This is a genomic window from Rhodanobacter sp. sgz306013 (assembly GCF_057031145.1).
In genome coordinates, this window is record NZ_JBXCIJ010000001.1 from 461,748 (window position 1) to 481,537 (window position 19,790).

The window sequence follows — 19,790 nt, forward strand, 5'->3', positions numbered from 1 at the left end:
CCCGAAGGGCGGCTGCCATGGATGGCGGCTGCAAAAAAACGCCGGGCAGGGCCCGGCGCAGGGGGGGAGTTCGGCATCGCTCAGAAATCGTAGGAAACGGAGAAGCGCACGCTGCGCGGCGGATGGGTGTCCTGGATGCGGCCGTAGTCGGGGTTGGGACTGCTGGTGGTTCCGAAGAAGTCGTTGTAGAAGATCGTCGTCTGGTCGTTGAGCACGTTGAACACGGAGAGGTTGAAGTCGAGCTTCTGCTGCGCCCACTTCGGCTTGTAGTCGAGGCTGAGGTCCACGTTGTGCACCCACGGCGTATTGCCGAGCGAGCCGGGCGGCACGGGGACGCCGCCGCACCAGTAGTAGGTGTGCGAGCCGTGCAGGGCGAGCTGGGTGGGGCCATAGCCGCCGCGGCACATCACCGGCGTGCCCGAGGTGATGTACAGGTTGGCGCCGACCGTCCATTCCGGAGTGAGCGCATAGGCGCCGAAAATCTTGAACTGGTGCTTTCGGCTGTTCGGCAGCACGCCGCCCGACCAGTCCATGCGCTCCGGGAAGTCCCAGGCGGTGGTGAGGGATTCGTAGGAGCCACCCTGCTGCGAATACGTGCTTACCGGGCCTTCGGTATTGCCCCAGGTGCGCGCGAACACGTAGTCGAACTTGGCGAACCACTTGCCGTCCCAGGCGTGCTCCAGCGACAGGTCCAGCGAGTAGTAGCGGCGTTCCGGCCCCTTCGGGAAGCCCTGGGCGGCGCCGCTGAGCGTCACGGGCACGAGGCCGCCGTTCGGCGCCTTCATCCAGAGATAGTTGGTCACGCCAGGGTTGATCAGCACCAGGCTCTGCGCGTAGTCGGAGCAATCCCCCGGCGTCATCCAGGCATAGCCCTGCGCACGACCGGCCGCGCACTCGATCTGCTCGTCGTCGAAATCGTCGATGATGCGGTTCATCTTCTGATAGGTGCCGGTGGCGCCGAACACCCAGTTCGTGCCCAGCATGTGGAACTGCTGCTGCAGGCCCAGCACGTAGTTGTCGGAGAATTCGGCCCTGGCGTTGCGCGCGGCGGAGACGCGGGGGTCCTTCGCCTGGCCGTACTCGTTGTCGATCGACACGCCGGTCGACGGACTCTGCGGCAGCGGGGTGAAGCCGGTCGGCACGCCGGTCACCGGGTCGATGCCGGTGTAGGTGCCGTAGATGCCGGCATTCGTCACCGGAGCAGCGATGGACAGGGCTACCTGGGTGGGCAGCGCCAGGTAGTACCTGCCGGCGTTGCCGAACACCTTGAGGGTTGAATCACCGTGCACGTCCCAGCTGAAGCCCAGGCGCGGCGCCCATTGCGGCGTGGTCTCGCGGATGTAGGGCACGCCGGAGGCGTCGTAGTTCACGAACTGGTCGTTGCGCAGGCCCAGGTTGAGCAGCAGGTTCGGGGTGACCTGCCAGTTGTCCATGATGTACTGGGCGCGTTGCGTCACACGCACGCTGGCGACGCTTAGGTCGACGTGCTTCTGCACGTAGTAGCAGGTGCCCTGGTAGCACTGGGTGGACGGCGCGACGTAGGGCGGGATGTTCGGATCGGCACCGAACACCGGCACGCCGGGGCCGGTGGCGCCGTACATCCACTGGTAGCCCGGGCCGGTGTTCTGCGCACCGTCGTCGATGTCGTACGAGTTGATGTTGTCGATGCCGGCCTGGAGATCGTGGCTGCCCAGCTTCCAGTCGAGGCTGAGGCGGTAGTTGGTGATCGACTCGCGATGGTTGGGATCGGAGAGCTGCGAGTTGGCCTGCGAATTGACGATGCCGCCCGGCGGGGCGAAGCGCGGATCCTGCAGGGACGCGCTGGCGATGTGCGGCAGTTCCGGGTCGTAGCCCGGGTAGGCGGGCTGTACCGAGTAGTACTGCCCGTGCATCTTGCCGTAGGTCGCGTTCAGCGTGATGTCGTCGGTGAGGTAGGAGGTGTAGTTCAGCACCCCCATCTTGAACACGGTCTTGTTGTACTGACCGAGGTAGGCGAAATCGCCTTTCTGCAGCGTGTCGTAGTCGAAGTTGTAGTAGGTGCCCTGTGTCTGGTGCGCGTTCTGCAGGTAGCTCAGCGTCAGCACGTTGCTGTCGTTGATGTTCCAGTTCAACTTGCCGAACAATTTCGGGTCATGCACGCTGAACAGGCTGGTGACGCCGTTGCCGAACTCCGGGGTGTTGCGGTACCGGCTGTCGTCCTTTTCCGCGCTCAGGAAGAAGAACAGCTTGTCCTTGATCAGCGGGCCACTGACGTAGGCGTCGTAGATCGCCTCCCAGGCGCGGTCGGCATTGCGGTACACGGCCAGGTCGCCGGGCGAGTAGACCGGATCGCCCACCAGCAGCGGGTTGGCATAGTGGAGATTGTCGGGATTGGCACGCAGGCTAGCCGGCTGCCAGAGCACGCGCGCACCGAAGTGCCAGTCGTTGCTGCCGCTCTTGCCGATCTGGTTGATCACGCCACCGATGGAGCGGCCATACCGGGCGTCGTAACCGCTGATGAAAGTCTGCTGTTGGTCGATGGCGCCATAGGGCAGGGTGACGCCGCCCATGCTGTTGAGCGCCTCGGTGACGTTCATGCCGTCGACGTAGTACGCGTTCTCCGCCGCGGAGGCGCCTCCGAACACATTGATCGGCGTGCCCAGCGGGCCGGTGCCGAGTTCGGGCGAACCCATGTTGACGCCCGGCGCCAGTAGGGCGATGTCCTCGGCGGTGCGCGCCAGCGGCAGCTGCTGCAGCTGCTTGGAGGTGATCGTGGTGACCTGGTTGGTGGTGGTCACGTCGATCGGCGGGATGGCGCTGGCGGTGACCTTGATCGCATTGAGGTTCACCGCGTTCGCGGGGCTACCTGCGGCAGACGAGAAATCGACGGCCACCGCGCCCGCCGCCGCCGGCGTGACGTCGGTGCGGCTCTGCACGACCTTGCCGTCCTGCAGCAGCGATACCGTGTAGGTGCCTACCGGCAGGGTGATCGAGTATCTGCCGGACTCGTTCACCGGGATGCTGCGGTTGAAACCCGCGCCGCCGGTGATCTGGATGGTTTCGCCCGGCGCCACCGGCACCGAGCCGTAGATGGTGCCGTTGGTCGCTTGTGCCCAGGCTGTGCCTGCGGCACCGCAGGCGAGCAGGCCGATGGCAAGCGGCAGCGCCTTGCGCCTGAGAACATCGTTGCGATGCAGCGCGCTGCGGGATTTGCCCTTCATGTATGCACTCCACTGTGGTGAAACGCCAGGTGCGGCAGGTTCCGGCCCGTCAGGGCCTGTTGTTTCATCGCATCGCGTGCAGGGTGAGGGCTTGCACGACCCTGTCGATCGCAGCCGTCGCCATGCCCTTGTCAGCCAATCGATGACCCCTTGCCATGGATGGTTTGCGTACCGGCCCCGGCAACAGCGGGGCGGGCAGATCGAACGTGGGCGTGGCGTGGCCGGAACACGGCGGCATCGCGGCATGCGGAGCGACGCGGCGACGTCCTGTTGACGAAGCTCGTATCCGGCAGCGACGCACATCGAGCGGACATCCTCCATGCCCACAGTGCGCCGTCGAGCGTAGTCTGTGACAAACAGGAGTCGCCAATGAAAAATCTTGCTCGCGCCATAACTGAGGGTTATGCGTGCCATTCGGCGCTTGAAATTTTTTTCGCGAAGCGTTCCATTCGTTGCTCACGCATTCCATTCGCGCACCGGGGAAACGCATGAAACGATGGCCATTGCTGCTGGGCACGCTTGCCCTCGCCGCGTCCGCAACCTGCGTCGCGCATGCGTATGCAGGCGTCTCCTCGGGGAGCGTTGAATTGACGGTGCGACTGCCCGATCCGGCGCAGAAAGTGCTCTACGTGCACGAGACGATGCCGGTCGCGCCCGGCAAGCTCACGCTGTATTACCCCAAGTACATTCCGGGCGACCACGCGCCGGACGGCCCGATCGGTACGATGATGGGGCTCGAGATCAGCGCGGACGGCAGGCGCATCGCCTGGCAGCGCGATCCCGTGGACATGTTCACCTTCCACCTGGATGTGCCGGCTGGCGTGGACCGCATCGAGATCCGCTTCCAGTTCCCGGACACGGACCGGATCACGCCGAAGCTGATGGATCTCACCTGGGACCACGTGGCGCTGTACCGCGCGGGCGAGCCGACCAGGACGCAGATATTCCAGCCCACGCTGGAAATGCCGGCGGACTGGGGCTATGGAACGACTCTGGAAACCGCCGCGCGCGACGGTGGGCGCATCCGCTTCAAGCCCGTGCCGTTCAACGCGCTGGTCGACTCGCCGGTAATCGCCGGCAAGCATTTCCGGCAGATCGACGTCACTCCCGCAGGCTCCAGCGTGCACCGCTGGCTCGACATGGTGGGCGACAGCGAGGCCGCGCTGCAGATCAAGCCCGAACAGCTCCAGGGATACCGCAACCTGGTCGTGCAGGCGCAGGCACTTTTCCGCTCGTATCACTACAAGAACTATCACTTCCTGCTGACGCTGAGCGACCATACCTCGGTTGGCGGCCTGGAGCACCACCAGTCCAGCGACGACCGCGCACGCGGCGGCTCGCGCATGTTCGCCGACCCGGAGCATTTCATGCTCGACGGCTCCCTGCTGCCGCACGAATACACGCATTCGTGGAACGGGAAATTCATGCGTCCGGAAGCTCTCTGGCAGCCTGACTTCGAGCAGCCCGAGATTGCCGACGGCCTGTGGGTGTACGAAGGCCTGACGGTCTACCTCGGCGATGCGCTGACCGCGCGCAGCGGCTTGTGGTCGGCGCAGGACTGGCGCGACGCGGTGGCTTACCGCGCGGCGACGTTCACGCATCGCCCCGGCCGCGATTGGCGGCCGCTGTCGGACACCACCCGGGCCGCGCAGCTGCTGTACGGCGGGGACATCGCCTGGGTGAACTGGCGTCGCGCCACCGATTTCTACCGCGAAGGCCAGTTGCTGTGGCTGGCGGTGGACACGAAGATCCGCGCACTCAGCCACGACAAGCGCACCCTGGACGATTTCGCGCAACGCTTTTTCGGCAAGGACGACGGCAGCTACGTCACCCGGACCTACACCTTCGACGACGTCGTTGCCGGCCTGAATGCGGTGCAGCCCTGGGACTGGGCGAAATTCCTGCATGGCTGGATGGACGGCGTGGGTGACCAGGTGCCGCTGCTGTCGGGCATCGCGCAGAGCGGCTGGAAGCTGGTGTACACCGACACGCCCTCGCGTTACCAGGCTGCCGTGGAAAACGTGGGCAAGAGCGAGTTCAGCGTGTCCGGTGTCGACGAGACGTTCTCGGTGGGCCTGTTCATCGACCATGGCGGCAGCATCATGGACGTGCTGTGGCAGGGCCCTTCCTTCAAGGCCGGGCTCGCGCCGGGCATGAAGCTGCAGGCGGTCGACGGGCACGCCTACACCCCTCGCATCCTGCGCGACGCCATCGCGCGTGCGCAGAAGGACAGGCAGCCGATACAGGTCCGGGCGAAGATCGACGGCGTCAGCAGCACGTATGCGGTGCATTACAACGGCGGGCTGAAGTATCCGCATCTGGTACGCATACCGGGCACGCCGGATTATCTGGGCGAGATCCTCGCGCCGAAGCGGTGAGCCAGCGGTTTGCGCTCCTCGCCCGCTTGCGGAGAGGGGCTTTTGCTTGTGTGCTGACGCAAGCAACAAAGCGGTTTCGAGCGCCTGTCGGCGCCCGAGTCACTTTTCTCTTGCGTGGCCAAGAGAAAAGTAACCCAAAGAGAAGGCCACCCCGGTTGGCGCTCTCCGGGCATCCTGCCCTCCGAGTCCGTGATGCGGGGCCGGGCTTTTCGAGCGGACTCCTGTCCGCGCGAAAAGGCATCGCCTTCCATGGCGATGCCCGCTGCGCGGCCCGCTCGTCCCCACCTCCCGCCCGCCCAGGGGGCCCGGAAAAGCAGCGCGCTCCCAGCGCGCAGAAACAACGGCAACAGCCCGAACAAAGCCAAAGCGGTGCGCAGCGCCGCGAGGCTTTGTGTCCATCAGTTCCCAGATACGGCGCGGTGTGGCCGCGTCGTTTATCGCGTAGGCGGGAGCTATTCCCGAACCCTAAGCACGTCCGACTTGTAGTTCCGGCGGATTGAATGAGGTCATTTCTCTGGTTACTTCTATTTGGGCCAGCAAAGGGAGGTAACTCGGGCGCCGGCAAGCGTCCGAAATCGCCTTTTCCCTTGCGGCAAGCAGCCAGCCAGAAGGTACGCCCCAAGACTGCCGTCAATGCCAGACGTTGACGAACCCCGTGATGATGATGGCGTTGGTGAAATCGATCAGGAACGCACCTACCACCGGTGCCACCAGGAAGGCACGCGGCGCGGGCCCGTAGCGTTCGGTCAGCGAACTCATGCAGGCCACGGCGTTCGCCGTGATGCCCAGCATGAAGCCGGTGAAGCCGCTGGCCATCACCGCGGCGTCGTAGTCGCGCCCCATCAATTGCAGCAGCGGCCAGCAGCAGAACGCCAGCACCAGGATCGACTGCACTGCCAGGTTCGCCAGCAGCGGCAGCGCCAGGCCGGCCAGGTCCCACAGGTGCAGGTTCATCAGCGCCACGACGAGGAACAGCGAGAGCGCGGTGTTGCCGATCCGTTCCATCGCTTGCGTCGACAGCCCGAACCAGCCCAGGCGATCGTCGATGTTGCGGATGATCGCGCCGACCAGCATCGCACCGATGTAGCTCGGCAGGGTCACGCCGAGCCGGCCCAGGCCGTCGCCGATCCACGCGCCGATGCCCATCGCTAGCAGCATGTACACCAGGCTCTTGAGCCCCGCGTAGGCAGGGTCGGCGATGCGCCTAGGTGTCGTTGCCTCCACCGGTGCGGGAGTGTCCGCGCTTGCGGATGCGGAAGCCGGGCGCAGGCGGTGGCGCTCGATCAGCATCGCCGCGATCGGCGAACCGAAAACGGAACCGAGCACGATGCCGGCCATCGCGTTGGCCAGCGCCACGCTCTGCGCGCCGTGCACGCCGACCTTTTCGAACAGCGGTGCGAAGGCCATCCCGGTGGCGGGGCCCCCGGCGAGCGTGACTGAGCCGGTGACCACGCCGAACAGCGGCGGCAGGCCGAAGGCCTTGGCCATGCCGATGCCCAGCAGGTTCTGCACCACCGCCAGTGCGCTGGCCAGGGCGAGGAAGAGCAGGATCTGGCGACCGCCGGCCTTGAGCAGGGTCGCGCTGGCGTTGAAGCCGATGCCGGTGAAGAACGCGATCATCAGCGGCTGCTGCCACGCGGTGTCGAAGCGCACTGGTGTGATGTTCCAGTGCCGGCATGCGAGCATGAACAGCGCCACCAGCAGGCCGCCGATCACCGGCGCGGGGATGCTGAAGCGCATCAGCAGCGGCACGCGACGCCGGATCGCATAGCCGGCCAGCAGGAACAGGCCGCCGCAGGCCAGGGTCTGGATCGAGTCGAGTGTCAGCACGCGCAGCGGTCCCGGGCGACGGCGGGGATCCCGGCACTATGCCGTAAGAGCCTCTTCAATGTCTCCGCGTGGCCCGCGCCGGGAACTGTTTGCGCGCAGACCAAGAGAGAAGGAGGAAGTGGACGTCCGTCCACGGCCGGGTGATGACGCAGGGATGCGGGCAAACAGACCCGGCCCCGGAATCTACGGGTGCCGGGGTTGCCCTCGAACGGCCGCCATGGGGCAACGCACCGCGTGGCCTGCCAGCCAGGCAGGCGCTGCGCCACGCTACACCACCTGATGGCCATTCGAGGGCAACGCGAGCTGCGCGGAGACATTGAACAGGCTCCAGTTTCACCCCGGGAAGCATGCAAGGAGGTTGTCCACGATCGCCTCGACGCCGGTGGTGACCGGATCCTGGCAGGGCAGCCCGAACAGTGCGCCGATGCGTGCACAGGCCCCCTGTGCTTCGCCTGCCGGCATCTTCGAGGTGTTCAGCGCGATGCCGACGGGGCGCACCGCCGGATTGGTCAGGCGCGCGGCGGCGAGGTTGGCCTCCATGCACGCCACCAGCTCGGGGATCGGGTAATGGGGCAGTCCGCGCATGTGCTGCCGCGTCGGTTCGTGGCAGAGCACCAAGGCGTCGGGCTGCGAGCCGTGCAGCAGGCCGAGCGACACGCCAGCGTAGGAGGGATGGAACAGCGAGCCCTGGCCTTCGATCAGGTCCCAGCCGCCGTCGTTCCGTGCCGGCGAGATGGCCTCGGCGGCACCGGAGATGAAATCCGCCACCACCGCATCCACCGGAATGCCCGCGCCGGCGATCAGGATGCCGGTCTGCCCGGTCGCGCGGAAATCCGCCGCGCGGCCGCGCGCGCGCAGCGAGCGCTCCAGTGCCAGGGTGGTGTACATCTTGCCGACCGAGCAGTCCGTGCCCACCGTGAGCAGGCGCCGGCCGGCGCGCGGCTTGCCGTTGCCGACCGGGATGCCCGGCCCCGGCGCACGCGCATCGAACAGCGCGCGGCCGTTGCGACGCGCGGCGTCCACGATCTCGGCGTTGTCGCGCAGCTTGTGGTGCAGGCCGGAGACCACGTTGAGCCCGGCGTCCAGCGCGGCGACGGCGTCGGCGACGATCTCCGGGCCCATCACGCCGCCGGCATTCGCCGCGCCGATCACCATGGTGTCGGCACCCCGGTCCTTCGCCTGGGCGAAATCGAGGTCGGGCAGGCCCAGCGTCACCGCGCAGTCGGCGCGACGGTGCTGGCCGAGGCATTGCCCCGGCCGCCAGTACGCCAGTCCTCGCGCCGTCTTGATCGAGAGATCGTCGGTTGCGCTGCCCAGGTACAGCAGGTACGGAGGCCCCCATCGGACTGCGGTTTCTGCGCCTTCGTTCGACATCTGGGCCATGACTCCATCGGTTGCGGGCCGCGCTGCGCGGCGCGACGAGCATAGCCAGCGGCGGCCGCGCCTCGCCAATGAAAAGACGGCAAGTAGGCATAACCGACGGTTGTGGACGATGCAGGGCCCGCCATCCGCCGCAAGCTCGAGTTTGCCTGAAAAAACGTTATGTGCTGCACTCGAACGGTCACGCTGGGAACCGGACGGGAAGGGTATGCGCCTGCGCTACATCGAGCTGTTCCATGCCGTGCTGAGCACTGGCAGCCTGACCGGGGCGGCCAGCCTGCTGAACATCTCCCAGCCGGCCGCGAGCAAGGCCTTGCAGCAGGCCGAGAACCACCTGGGCTTCGCGCTGTTCAGTCGCGTGCGCGGCCGTCTGCAGCCGACCCAGCAGGCGTTGCTGATGCGCCATCACATCGACCGCATCATGCGGGAGATGTACGACCTGCAGCGCCTCTCGGCGAACATCACCCGGCCCGAGAGCCATCCGCTGCGCGTGACCTGCACGCCCACGCTGGCGCAGGCGGTGGTGCCCGACGCGATCGCGCGGCTGGGCAAGGTCTATCCGGGCACCATCGTCGAGCTGTACACCCAGCACTCGGCGGTGATGTGCGAGTCGCTGATGCTGCGCGAAACCGACATCGGCCTCACCCTGCAGGACCTGAGCCACCACGGCCTGCTCCAGCAGGCGCTGTGCCAAGGCAACATCATGGTGGTCGCGCCGCCGGGCTGGTGGTCGGCCCGCGAACTCGCGCGGCCGCTGCCGATCGGTGCGCTGGCCGACCAGCCGATGATCGGCATCACGGTGCAGGACGCGCTGGGCAACATGCTGCAGGGGCACCTGGCCAAGGTCGATCCCGCGCCGCGCACCAACGTCTGGGTGCAAACCTACCAGCTGGCCTGCGCACTGGTTGCGCGTGGCGGCGGCCTGGCCCTGGTCGATCCCTTCACCGCGCACTGCAGCAAGGAGCCCTTGCAGATGCGCCCGCTGAAGCTGCAGCTCGACGTCACCCTGCATGCCGCCTTCCGCCCGGACAGCCCGCTGAACCCGGTACAGCGGCGCTTCCTCGACTACGTGCGAGAGTACGCGCAAGGCGTGCTGGCGGGAGGGGCGGCGTAGTCTCTGTTCGGGCCCCCGTCCGTCTGCCGCGGCGAACCATCGCGCAGCCTCTCAGGCGCCGGCGCGGCTTCGCCGATGCGACGTCGAGGGCGGTGCCGGCCGGGAGGGGAGATGCAACATGCACGTCGCCAGACTCAAGAAGGAGCACGTGGACCTGCTGGCGACCGCCGCCTCACTGCGCGAACCGATGCAGCGCAGGGCGGGCGGGAAGGCCGAGCCGCCCATCGGCAGCTGCCGGCGTTGAATTCCGCGATCAAGCTCCGCGCCGGACGCTCGCGGAGGGCGACCTCATCCCGGCCGATGGCACACGAATTCGATCAGGCGTCCGTCGGGATCCCGCAAGTAGCCGGCGTAGTAGTCCGGGTGGATGTGCGGCGCGAGGGCCGGGGCGCGGTCGAGCCGGTGGCCGGCATCCTTTGCCGCCGCGCAAACCCGGTCGACCAGTGCGCGGCTGGCGACGCCGAACGCGAAGTGGACGTGTGCCGATGGTTCGCCCGCCACGATGAAAAGGTCCAGTTCGCGGCCATTGCCGTAGCCCTTGGCCGCGCCGTCGACTTTCCGTTCGTAACCGAGCGGGGCGAGCACGTCGTCGTAGAAACGCAGGTTGGCGTCGAGGTCGCGGGTTTGCAGTTCGAGATGGTCGATCATGGGTTCCTGCCTGTGGGGGACCGTGCGGCGAACGGCGTCGCCGGCAGCGGGGAATCCCGTTTCCGGGGTCGCAGGCATCATCGCGGTTCGTGCTGCGGCCGGGCCGCGCAATCCGGCCGTTCGCAGTTGCCTGGCCGCGATTGGAACCGATATGTTGCGGCATGGCTGAAGAACCTCTGCTCGACGATTTCGACCGCATGATCCTGCGCCGCGTGCAGGTGGACGTCCGCGCCACCGGCGAGGACATCGGCGCCGCCATCGGCCTCTCCGCCGCGGCCGTCCAGCGGCGGCTGAAGCGTCTGCGCCGGCTCGGCGTGATCGCCGCGGAGGTTGCGGTCGTCGATCCGGCGACGGTGGGGCAGGCGATGGGCTTCATCGTCGACGTGGAGATGGAGCGCGAGCGCGCCGACGTGCTCGACGCGTTCCGGCGGCAGGCCCGCGCCGATCCCAACGTGCAGCAGTGCTACTACGTCACCGGCGGGACAGACTTCGTGCTGGTCGTGGTGGCGCGCGACATGGCTGACTTTGACGCCTTCACCCGGCGCCTCCTGCTCGACAACGAGCACATCCGCCGCTACACCACCCGCGTGGTGATGGCGCGCGACAAAGTCGGGCTGGCCGTGCCCGTGTAATCAGGCGCCCCGTTCCCAGGCCCGCACCGCCTCGGCGAACACCAGGCAATCGGCAAAGCGGTTGTACAGCGGCGCCGGCGAGATGCGGATCACGTCGGGTTCGCGCCAGTCGCCGATAACGCCGCGCCCCATCAGGTATTCGAACAGGGAACGCCCGCGTTCGCGTCCGCCGCGCATGCGGATGGAGAGTTGCGCACCGCGGTGCGCGGGATCGGCTGGCGTCACCACTTCGAGCACGTCGGCGAGCTGGGTCTGCACCAGCCATTCAAGGTAGCCGGTGAGCCGCAGCGATTTCTCGCGCAGCCTTGCCATGCCGGCGCGGTGGAAGATTTCCAGCGACACGCGCAGCGGCGCCAGGGCGAGGATGGGCGGGTTGCTGAGCTGCCAGCCGTCCGCGCCGGGCGTGGGCACGAATTCCGGGCCCATGCGGAAGCGGGTGGTCTTGTCGTGGCCCCACCAGCCTGCGAAGCGCGGCAGCGCGGCGCGTGCGTGGCGTTCGTGCACGAAGGCGCCGCCCACCGCGCCGGGGCCGGAGTTCAGGTACTTGTAGCTGCACCAGATCGCGAAGTCGGCGTCGCTGTCGTGCAACCGGAGCGGCAGGTTGCCTACCGCATGGGCAAGGTCGAAGCCCACGGTGCAGCCGTGCCGGTGGCCCAGTGCAGTGATCGGCGCGAGGTCGAAGGCCTGGCCGGTGCGGTACTGCACGCCGGGCAACATCACCAGCGCGATGCGCGAGCCGTGTTCGGCCAGCGCGCGTTCGATCGCCGCCATCGACAGCGTGCCGTTCGGCTCGTCGGCCTCCAGCTCGATCAGCGCGGTGGCCGGGTCGAAGCCGTGGAAGCGGATCTGCGATTCCAGCGCATAGCGGTCGGTGGGGAACGCTCCGGCTTCCATCAGGATCGCGGGACGCTCGGGCGTGGGCCGGTAGAAGCTCACCATCATCAGGTGCAGGTTCACGCCCAGGGTGTTCATCGCGACGACTTCGGAGGGCAGCGCGCCGACCACTTCCGCGAGGTGGTCGCGCACAAACTCGTGGTAGTCCATCCACGGCAGGCGGCTCTTGAAGTGGCCCTCCACGCCGAGCTGCGCCCAGGCGTCCAGTTCGGCGGCAAGCGCGGCGCGCACCGCGCGCGGCTGCAGGCCCAGCGAGTTGCCGCAGAAGTACGCGCTGTCCTGTCCTTCGTGGGGCGGGATCAGGAACTCGTCGCGAAACGCGCGCAGCGGGTCGGCCGCATCGGCCGCCTGGGCCCAGGCGGCGGTGGCTTGGTAGTCGGACATCGGCGTTCCTGCGTGGTCGTGTGCTGGCTGTAGGAGCGCACCCTGTGCGCGAGTGCCCTGGTGCTTGATCGAAGCCAAAAGCATTCGCGCACAGGGTGCGCTCCTACGGGCGCTTATTGCAGCCGCGCGGCGACCGCATCGCAGCCGCGGTCGAACGCGGCGATCCAGGCGGTGCCGGCCTGGCTCTGCCGGGGGCGCACGCAACGCAGCTGGATTGCGTGGCCGTCCTTGAACCAGTAGCGCTCCCGGTAGCTGGACGCCACGCCGGCTTCGCGCGCGGTGTAGCTGTAGCTGTTGGGTTCGGGTGCCTTCGCCGCGGCCTGGTAATCGGGCAGCGCCGTCGCCGTGGCGGTGGCCTGGTCCATCCAGGCGCGGAAGCCGTTGATGTCGGGCACCTGCTTCACCGTCACCGTCACGCGGGCCAGCACGAGGTGGCCGGTGGGCGAGGGGTCGGGCACCTGGAACGCGCGCACTTCCGGGTCGCCGTGGGTCCGCATGATGTCCAGCCAGCCGTCCGGCGTGCTGAAGTTCACGCTGCCGCCGGCCATGCTGACGTCAGCGGCGGGGGCAGATGTGGCGGCCAGCAGGCCGAGGGCGAGCGCGGCGGCGGTGACGGTGGTGCGCAGGTAACCCATGCGGAGTCCTCAGGCGTTGGTGTCGGGTGCGAAACGGTGCCTGGGCAGGCCCAGCCATTCCAGCGCGGTGCCGTGGAACAGGCGGGCGCGGGCATCGTCGTCCAGCCCGAGGGCCTCGATGCCGCTTCCGGGCTCCTGCTCGCCCAGCGGGAAAGGATAGTCGGTGCCCAGCATGACCTGCTCGACGCCCGTCACATCCAGCAACCAGCGCAGCGCCTGGTCGTCATGCACGCAGGAGTCGAAGTAGAACCGCTTGAGGTATTCGCGCGGATTGCGAGGGTTGTCGGTGGCCACCAGGTCGGGGCGCATCTTGAAGCCGTGCTCGATGCGGCCGATCGTCCACGGGAAGCTGCCGCCGCCGTGGGCCAGCATCACGCGCAGCCGAGGCAGGCGTTCCAGCACGCCGCCGAAGACGAGGCAGCAGGCTGCACGCGACTGCTCGGCGGGCATGCCCACCAGCCACGGCATCCAGTACTTCGGCATGCTGGCCATGCCCATCATGTCCCAGGGGTGCACCAGCACCGCGGCGCCGAGATCGGCGGCGGCCTCGAAGAACGGAAACAGCTCCGGCGCGTCGAGGTTCCAGTCGTTGCAGTGCGAGCCGATCTGCACGCCCTGCAGGCCCAGCTCGTCGATGCAGCGCTCCAGTTCGCGCACGGCGAGGTTCGGCGCCTGCAGCGGCACGGTGCCGATGCCGGCGTAGTGGCGAGGGAAGTCGCGGCACATGCCGGCCATGTGGTCGTTCAAGTGCCGGTGCAGTTCCAGCGCCTGGTGTCCCGGTGCCCAGTACGAGAACAGCACCGGCACGGTGGAGATCACCTGCACGTCGACGCCAAAGCGGGCGTAGTCGTCGATGCGGGTCTGTGGATCGAAGGCGGAATCCCATACCTCGCGAAAGAACTTGCCGTCCTTGTAGATGCGGTGGCGGCCGTCGGTGTGGGTCATCACCGGGAAACGCTCGTCGCCGTACCTGGCGGCGAGGTTGGGCCAGTCGCGGGGAAGGATGTGCGCATGGGTGTCGATCTTGAGCATCCGCGCAGTCTAGAACCTCGCGGCATATGCGTCGTGCCGCGAGCGCACATCGCGGGGCGGCGCCGACGCCGGTCCGGCCGGGCCGGAAACGCCTCGCCACCAGCCGGGCCGCCGCCTCGGGGCACTGCCCACCGGCATGGCGGAGGCCTATACTCCGCGGCCTGAACGCGTGTCAGGGAGCGACGCGCACAGGGGGAAAAGCCGTGAACGAGGAGCGTCGATTACGTTACCTCCGCGCGAAACCGATCGCACTGGCGGCGCTGGACCTGGCCGAGGCGGAGCGTGAGCCCTACGTGGTCGCGTGTTGCCGCGGCGACGAGGAGATGCGGGACGAAGTGCGCTGGATGCTGGAGGCCGCCGAGGCGACCGTGGGTTGCGCCAGCCTGCCCCGCCTGGCGGCGGCGACGGACGTCGTCGGCAGCCTGATCAGCGCGGCGGGCAGCAGCGGATACCACATCCTGCGTCGCCTGGGCGAGGGTGGCGGCGGCGTGGTCTACCTGGCGGAGCGGACGCTGGGCGAGGGCACGCCGGACGAATTGCGCCAACGGGTGGCGATCAAGTTCCTGCACACCGGCGGCATCTCCGGGTGCGAGCCGCTGCGGCGCTTCACGGAAGAGCGGCGCATCCTCGCCACGCTGAACCACCCCAACATCGCGCACCTCATCGACGGCGGCACCACCAGCGACGGCCGTTCGTTCCTGGCGCTGGAGTACGTGCAGGGCGAGCGCATCGACCGCTGGTGCGAGCGCCACGAACTGCCGCTGCGCGAGCGGGTGATGCTGTTCCTCAAGGCGTGCGCGGCGGTGCATTACGCACACCAGCGCCTGGTCATCCATCGCGACCTGAAGCCGGGCAACATCCTGGTGACCGACGAGGGCGAGCCGAAACTGCTGGACTTCGGCATCGCCCGGTTGCTCGACCATGTCGGTGGCGTGGCGGCCACGCAGACGCAGACCGACATGCGCACCCTGACCCTGGCCTACGCCAGCCCCGAGCAGTTGCGCGGCCGGCCGCTGGGGACCGGCGCCGACGTGTGGTCGCTGGGCGTGGTGCTGTACCAGCTGGTTTGCGGGGTGCGTCCGTTCGGCGACGGCGAGGAGGCTTCGCCGATGAGCCTGTCGCAGGCCATCGACACCGGCAAGCTGCTGCCGCCGAGCAAGCGCCTGCGCAAGTCCGGGGCGACGCCGCTGTGGCGCGAGGTGCCGGCGGACATCGACGCGATCGTGATGAAGGCGCTGCGTCGCGACCCCTGCGAACGCTACGCGGGCGTGGACGCTTTGGCCGACGACCTGCAGCGCTACCTCGCTGCGCGGCCGGTGCGCGCCCGGCAGGGCGCGGCCTGGTATCACCTGCGGTTGTTCGTGCGCCGGCACGCGGTGGGGGCCGGCGCGGCGGCGCTGGTGCTGGCGTTGCTGGCTTCTTTCACGGTGCAGCAAATGCAGCAGATGCGGCGGCTGGAGCTGGAGCGCGACAAGACCACGGCGATCGCTGGCTTCCTGCAGAACCTGTTCGAGAACGCCGACCCCACCCATGCGCGCGGCAGCAACGTCACCGTGCGCGAGGTGCTGGACCGCGGTGCGGGGACGCTGATGGCGCGCCGCGACATCGCGGCACCCGTGCGGGTCAGCCTGCTGCTGTCGATAGGGCGGTCGTACAACCAGCTCGGCCTGGGCGGCAAGGCGATCCCGCCGTTGCAGGAGGCGCGCAAGCTGCAGGCATCCTACGCCGCCGACGTGCTGGAGCGCGGGCAGGTGCTGGCGGCGCTGGGACGCGCCTATTCCACGGTGATCAACCTGTCCGCGGCGATCCCGCTGGACCAGGAGGCGATGAAGCTGCTGGCACAGGCGCCCGGCGACCATGCCGACGAAATCCTGCGGGTACGCATCAACCTGCTGTACAACGAACTGGGCGGTTCGAACGGGGCGGCCGAATCGGTGGCCCGCGAGACGCGCCAGGTGCTCGCCCAGCTCGATGCGCGCAGGCAGCCTGATCGCGAACTGCACCTGCAGGCCCAGGCCGTGCTGGCGATGGCGCAGGGGGCGACGGGCGACGACGCCGGCGCGGTCGTTATTGCGCGGCAGGCCTTGCATGAAGCGCAACGCCTGTACGTTCCGGACGACCCCACGCTGGTCTATTACCGCTTCGTGCTGGCGCTGGTGTCGATGCGCCGGGACCCCGCCGGTTCGGTTCAGCTTTTCCGGCGCGCCATTGCCGACTACGACCGGCAAGTGGGCTCGGTCGGCCCCGGCATGTCCGGGCTGCTGACCTATTTCGGCGTGGCGCTGGAGCAGCTCGGCAGCCTGCCGGATGCACGCGATGCGCTGGAACGCTCCGCGAAGCTGGTGCAGTCCTTCGCGCATGAATCGCCCGATTTCCAGCTCTACACGCTGACCGAGCTGGCCAAGGTATACATGGACATGGGGCGCAGCGCCGACGCCTCGGCCCTGCTGCAACCGCAGATGGCGCGACTGGCGCGGCGCGCGCGCGAGGGTCCGCCGTGGGCGCGGGAAAACCGGGCCAATGCGCTGGTCGTGCTGGGCGAGGCGGCGCTCGTGCACGGCGATGCGGCGTCTGCCATGCGCAACTTCGGCGCCGCGCTGGCCCAGATGGGCACGTCGGGGCCACAGGAGCTGCCCGATGCCTGGGGCCGCACGCTGGCCGGCCTGGGCGAGGCGGCCCTGCTCGACGGGCATCCCGCGCAGGCGGCCCAGTGGCTGGCGCAACTGACCGACTTCAACCGCTCGAGCAAGGCCGCGCCTGCGTCGCGCGGCATGGCCGACGCGGCGTTGCTGGATGCCCGGCTGCGCCAGGCGCGCGGCACCAGCCGGGCGGCCACTGCGGCCGGGCAGGTGCCCGCGGCGGCGTCCCGGGAATCGTGCCGCGGCCCGCTTCCGGATGCCGGGGCAGTCGATTCGTCGTCGTCGCCGTGTCACGATGCGCCGCTGATGGTCGCCGAGCAGGCGACCGGTGGAACAGGAGTCAAGCATTGAACGACACGGTCGAGGTGACCCGGCTGTTGCGCGACGCCCAGGCGGGCGATCCGGTGGCCTTGAACGAGGCGCTGCGCCAGATGTACGACGCGCTGCACGGCATCGCCCGCGCCCAGCTCGGCAACGAGCAGATGGAGCGCACGCTGAGCGCCACGGCGCTGGTCAACGAGGCATACCTCAAGGTCTTCGGCGGCACGCAGGCGCCGGACTGGGCGAACCGCCGGCACCTGCTGGGCGTGGCCGCGCGCGCGATGCGCGAGGTACTGGTGGATTCGGCGCGCCGCCGCAACGCCGCCAAGCGGCCGCGCGAGGCGGACCGCCTGCAGATCACCGAAATCTCCATGGAACTGTCCGATGGCGTCGACTACAGCGCCCTGGTCGAGTGCCTGGACATGCTGGCGACGCTGGACCGCCGCCAGGCGGACATCGTGGCGATGCGCTTCTTCATGGGCATGAGCGCGGAGCAGATCGCGATGGCGCTGGAAATCTCCACCAGCACCGTGCAGCGCGAATGGCGGCTGGCGCGGGCCTGGCTGCAGCGCGAGCTGGCCGGTTGATCACGCGGCCGCCCGGCGCGCGCGCCGCAGCACGTGGGCCAGGGTGTCGATGTTGTCGGTCAGGCGGTCGCTGAGCCGGATCAGCGATTCGGCCTCCGCGTGGCCTTCGGCTTGCAGCGTGGCCTGCAGCGTCTGCTGCAGGGCGCGCAACCCGGGCAGGGCGTCGGGCGCGCGCTGCTCGCGCAGGGCGGTGGCGACAACCTGCACCGCGTCGGCGCAGGTGGCGACGAAGGCGTTCACGGCGACCGGCCGCGAGGGCGCCGCGTCGCCCAGCGCTTCCAGCGCCATCGCGGTACGCGCCAGCCGGTTGCCGTTGGCGAACAGCGCGCGTGCCAGCTCCAGCAGCGCATGCGGCGTGCCCGGCTCCGCCCGCATGCGTTCCAGCGAGGCCAGCGCGTTGCTGCGCGCGGTGCGCGCCAGGCTGCGCGTCTCGCGCTGCAGCTCGCGCTGTTCCGGCTGGGCCAGTGCACGCAGGTAGCCCGCGTAGGCATCCAGCATCTCGGCCAGCGCGCCGTGCGCGCGCCCGCGCTCCCAGGTGGGCCAGGCGAGGTAGGCCAGCATTGCCATGCCGCAGCCCAGCGCGGTATTGATCACGCGATCGGTCACCGCCACGCCGGAGTCGACGCCCTCGAAGGCCAGCAGGATCACCACGGTGCCGGTGAGCGCGGCGACCGCGATGCCGTAGTGCGCGTTGGCCAGCCAGCGGAACGCCATGCACAGCAGCGCCATCAGCGCCAGGTGCGCCCAGGGCGATTCCGGCGTGAGGTACAGCAGGGCGGTGGTCAGCAGCAGGCCAAGCACCGTGCCGACCACGCGCAGCAGGCCGAAGTTGAAGGTGGCCGAAAAGTCCGCGCGCAACACGATGGCGGTGGTCATCGGCAGCCAATAGCCGTGCGGCAGATGGAGCAACCTCGAGACCAGCAGCGCCGCGCTGAGGCATGCCGCCATGCGCACGGCGTGGCGGAAAGCCACCGAGCGTGGCGTGAGGTTGGCGCGCAGCATGGCGCGCGCCGAGCCACTTTGCAGCGTGCGCGGCAGTTGCGTTTCCGCGGCGGCCGCACGGAGTTCGCCGCGACTGCCCGCCCAGTTCGCATTGCGCACCGCGGCGGCAAGCTGGCCGTCCATTGCGCGCAGATGCGCGGCCAGGGAGTCGGGCACGGCCGGGGTGTCGGTGCGCAGGGTTTCCAGGGCACGTTCCGCCTGCAGCGGAGCTTCGGCGGTCTCCAGCGCGTGCGCGACCGCGTCCAGTACGCGCGCAGCACTGTCGCGCCAGTGCGCGAGCGCCGCGGAGTCGGCGTGCAGTTCCGGCATCGCCATCAGTTCCAGGCGGATGCGTTCGGCCAGTTCCAGCAGCACCGCGAATGCCTCCATCGCGCGTCCGTGCGCGCGGTAGCGGCCCAGCAGGGTGTGCTGCAGCCCGGTCATCGCGTCGGTGAGTGCGGGGTTAGTGTCGTTGTCCTGGCCGGGCTGCCGCGCCAGCGCGGCCAGTCCCGCGTACACCCCGGCCAGGGCCTGGCGCTCCGGGCGGTAGCGCTGCAGCGGCCAGGCGGCCACCGCCAGCAGGGTGAGCAGCAGACCGCCGCAGGTGATCAGGGCGGAAGCGAGCAGGGCGTTCGTGGACGAGATCGGCGTGGCGGCGGCGATCACCAGCAGGATCATGCTGGTCATGCCCACGCGCGCGGCGTCGACGCCGAACACCACCAGCATGCCGCCGCAGAAACCGAACGCGGCGGTGGCCAGCAGCATCGGCAGCAGCCGGCCGCCGATGGTGAAGCCGACCAGTGCGGCCAGCCCCGCCACCAGCGCCGTCAGCAACAGCCGGCGCATGCGCTGGCGATAGGGGCCGGGCTGGTCGGAGAACATCGTGTCCAGCGCGCCGGCGCCCACGCCAAGGCCCACTTCCGGATAGCCCACGGCGAGCCCCACGCCCAGCGGCAGCACCACCGCGAGGGTATTGCGCAGCACCACCCATAGCGGCACGTCCGGCCGCTTGACGTGGATCAGGCTCTCGACGAGCTGGGCGCGCAGTGAGTAGCCGCTGGAAGGCATGGGCGACGCTGGATGGCAGGAGAGTGGCGAGTATGGCAAAGACCGTTCGCGCTACCCAGCCGCGGGA

Annotated in this window: 14 protein-coding genes; 6 read left to right on the forward strand and 8 right to left on the reverse strand. The window is 68.7% G+C overall.

From position 1 onward, the window contains the following. Positions 1 to 80 precede the first annotated feature (80 nt). Positions 81 to 3,200: a TonB-dependent receptor gene (locus tag AC2EWF_RS02190; RefSeq protein ID WP_483637715.1), complete on the reverse strand. Its 3,120-nt coding sequence runs from the start codon at positions 3,198 to 3,200 to the stop codon at positions 81 to 83. A gap of 488 nt (positions 3,201 to 3,688) precedes the next feature. On the opposite strand from AC2EWF_RS02190, the gene AC2EWF_RS02195 reads away from it, so the two are divergent. Next, positions 3,689 to 5,578: a M61 family metallopeptidase gene (locus tag AC2EWF_RS02195; RefSeq protein WP_483637716.1), complete on the forward strand. Its 1,890-nt coding sequence runs from the start codon at positions 3,689 to 3,691 to the stop codon at positions 5,576 to 5,578. Between the two features lie 630 nt (positions 5,579 to 6,208). On the opposite strand, the gene gltS is transcribed toward AC2EWF_RS02195, so the two are convergent. Further along, positions 6,209 to 7,408, reverse strand: coding sequence for a sodium/glutamate symporter (gene gltS, locus AC2EWF_RS02200; RefSeq protein ID WP_483637717.1), 1,200 nt, complete (start codon positions 7,406 to 7,408; stop codon positions 6,209 to 6,211). A 333-nt stretch (positions 7,409 to 7,741) separates the two neighbouring features. Next, entirely contained in the window at positions 7,742 to 8,791 is a 1,050-nt protein-coding gene (gene dgcN / locus AC2EWF_RS02205; protein ID WP_483637718.1) for an N-acetyltransferase DgcN, read from the reverse strand. Positions 8,792 to 8,996: 205 nt separating this feature from the next. Here dgcN and AC2EWF_RS02210 point away from each other — a divergent pair, with 205 nt between their 5' ends. Both AC2EWF_RS02210 and AC2EWF_RS02215 read left to right on the forward strand, forming a co-directional pair. Next, positions 8,997 to 9,902, forward strand: a complete 906-nt coding sequence (locus AC2EWF_RS02210; protein ID WP_483637719.1) for a LysR family transcriptional regulator — start codon at positions 8,997 to 8,999, stop codon at positions 9,900 to 9,902. 118 nt (positions 9,903 to 10,020) lie between these two features. After that, positions 10,021 to 10,146 (forward strand): hypothetical protein, encoded by a 126-nt coding sequence (locus tag AC2EWF_RS02215; RefSeq protein ID WP_483637720.1) that lies wholly within the window; start codon positions 10,021 to 10,023, stop codon positions 10,144 to 10,146. A 44-nt stretch (positions 10,147 to 10,190) separates the two neighbouring features. On the opposite strand, the gene AC2EWF_RS02220 is transcribed toward AC2EWF_RS02215, so the two are convergent. Beyond that, entirely contained in the window at positions 10,191 to 10,550 is a 360-nt protein-coding gene (locus AC2EWF_RS02220) for a VOC family protein (protein WP_483637721.1), read from the reverse strand. Positions 10,551 to 10,711: 161 nt separating this feature from the next. On the opposite strand from AC2EWF_RS02220, the gene AC2EWF_RS02225 reads away from it, so the two are divergent. Next, positions 10,712 to 11,182: an Lrp/AsnC family transcriptional regulator gene (locus AC2EWF_RS02225; protein ID WP_483637722.1), complete on the forward strand. Its 471-nt coding sequence runs from the start codon at positions 10,712 to 10,714 to the stop codon at positions 11,180 to 11,182. Here the strand turns inward: AC2EWF_RS02225 and kynU are convergent, their stop codons facing one another. The 3 genes from kynU to AC2EWF_RS02240 form a co-directional block, all read right to left on the reverse strand. Next, the gene (gene kynU, locus AC2EWF_RS02230; RefSeq protein ID WP_483637723.1) at positions 11,183 to 12,460 is read right to left on the reverse strand and encodes a kynureninase; all 1,278 of its coding nucleotides are present in this window, start codon (positions 12,458 to 12,460) and stop codon (positions 11,183 to 11,185) included. A 113-nt stretch (positions 12,461 to 12,573) separates the two neighbouring features. Then, positions 12,574 to 13,095: a hypothetical protein gene (locus tag AC2EWF_RS02235; RefSeq protein ID WP_483637724.1), complete on the reverse strand. Its 522-nt coding sequence runs from the start codon at positions 13,093 to 13,095 to the stop codon at positions 12,574 to 12,576. Positions 13,096 to 13,104: 9 nt separating this feature from the next. Next, complete coding sequence (locus tag AC2EWF_RS02240; RefSeq protein ID WP_483637725.1) at positions 13,105 to 14,127, reverse strand: amidohydrolase family protein; 1,023 nt, start codon at positions 14,125 to 14,127, stop codon at positions 13,105 to 13,107. 203 nt (positions 14,128 to 14,330) lie between these two features. Here AC2EWF_RS02240 and AC2EWF_RS02245 point away from each other — a divergent pair, with 203 nt between their 5' ends. Together AC2EWF_RS02245 and AC2EWF_RS02250 are read left to right on the forward strand one after the other, a co-directional pair. Beyond that, a complete protein-coding gene (locus AC2EWF_RS02245; RefSeq protein WP_483637726.1) occupies positions 14,331 to 17,117 on the forward strand; it encodes a serine/threonine-protein kinase in 2,787 nt (928 codons plus the stop codon). After that, positions 17,114 to 17,674, forward strand: a complete 561-nt coding sequence (locus AC2EWF_RS02250) for an ECF-type sigma factor (protein ID WP_077482102.1) — start codon at positions 17,114 to 17,116, stop codon at positions 17,672 to 17,674. The genes AC2EWF_RS02245 and AC2EWF_RS02250 overlap by 4 nt, the downstream gene beginning before the upstream one ends. Here AC2EWF_RS02250 and AC2EWF_RS02255 read toward each other — a convergent pair whose 3' ends face one another. Next, positions 17,675 to 19,723 carry an FUSC family protein gene (locus tag AC2EWF_RS02255; RefSeq protein WP_483637727.1) on the reverse strand — a complete coding sequence of 683 codons (2,049 nt, stop codon included), beginning with the start codon at positions 19,721 to 19,723 and terminating at the stop codon, positions 17,675 to 17,677. It lies immediately after the preceding gene. Positions 19,724 to 19,790: the final 67 nt, after the last annotated feature.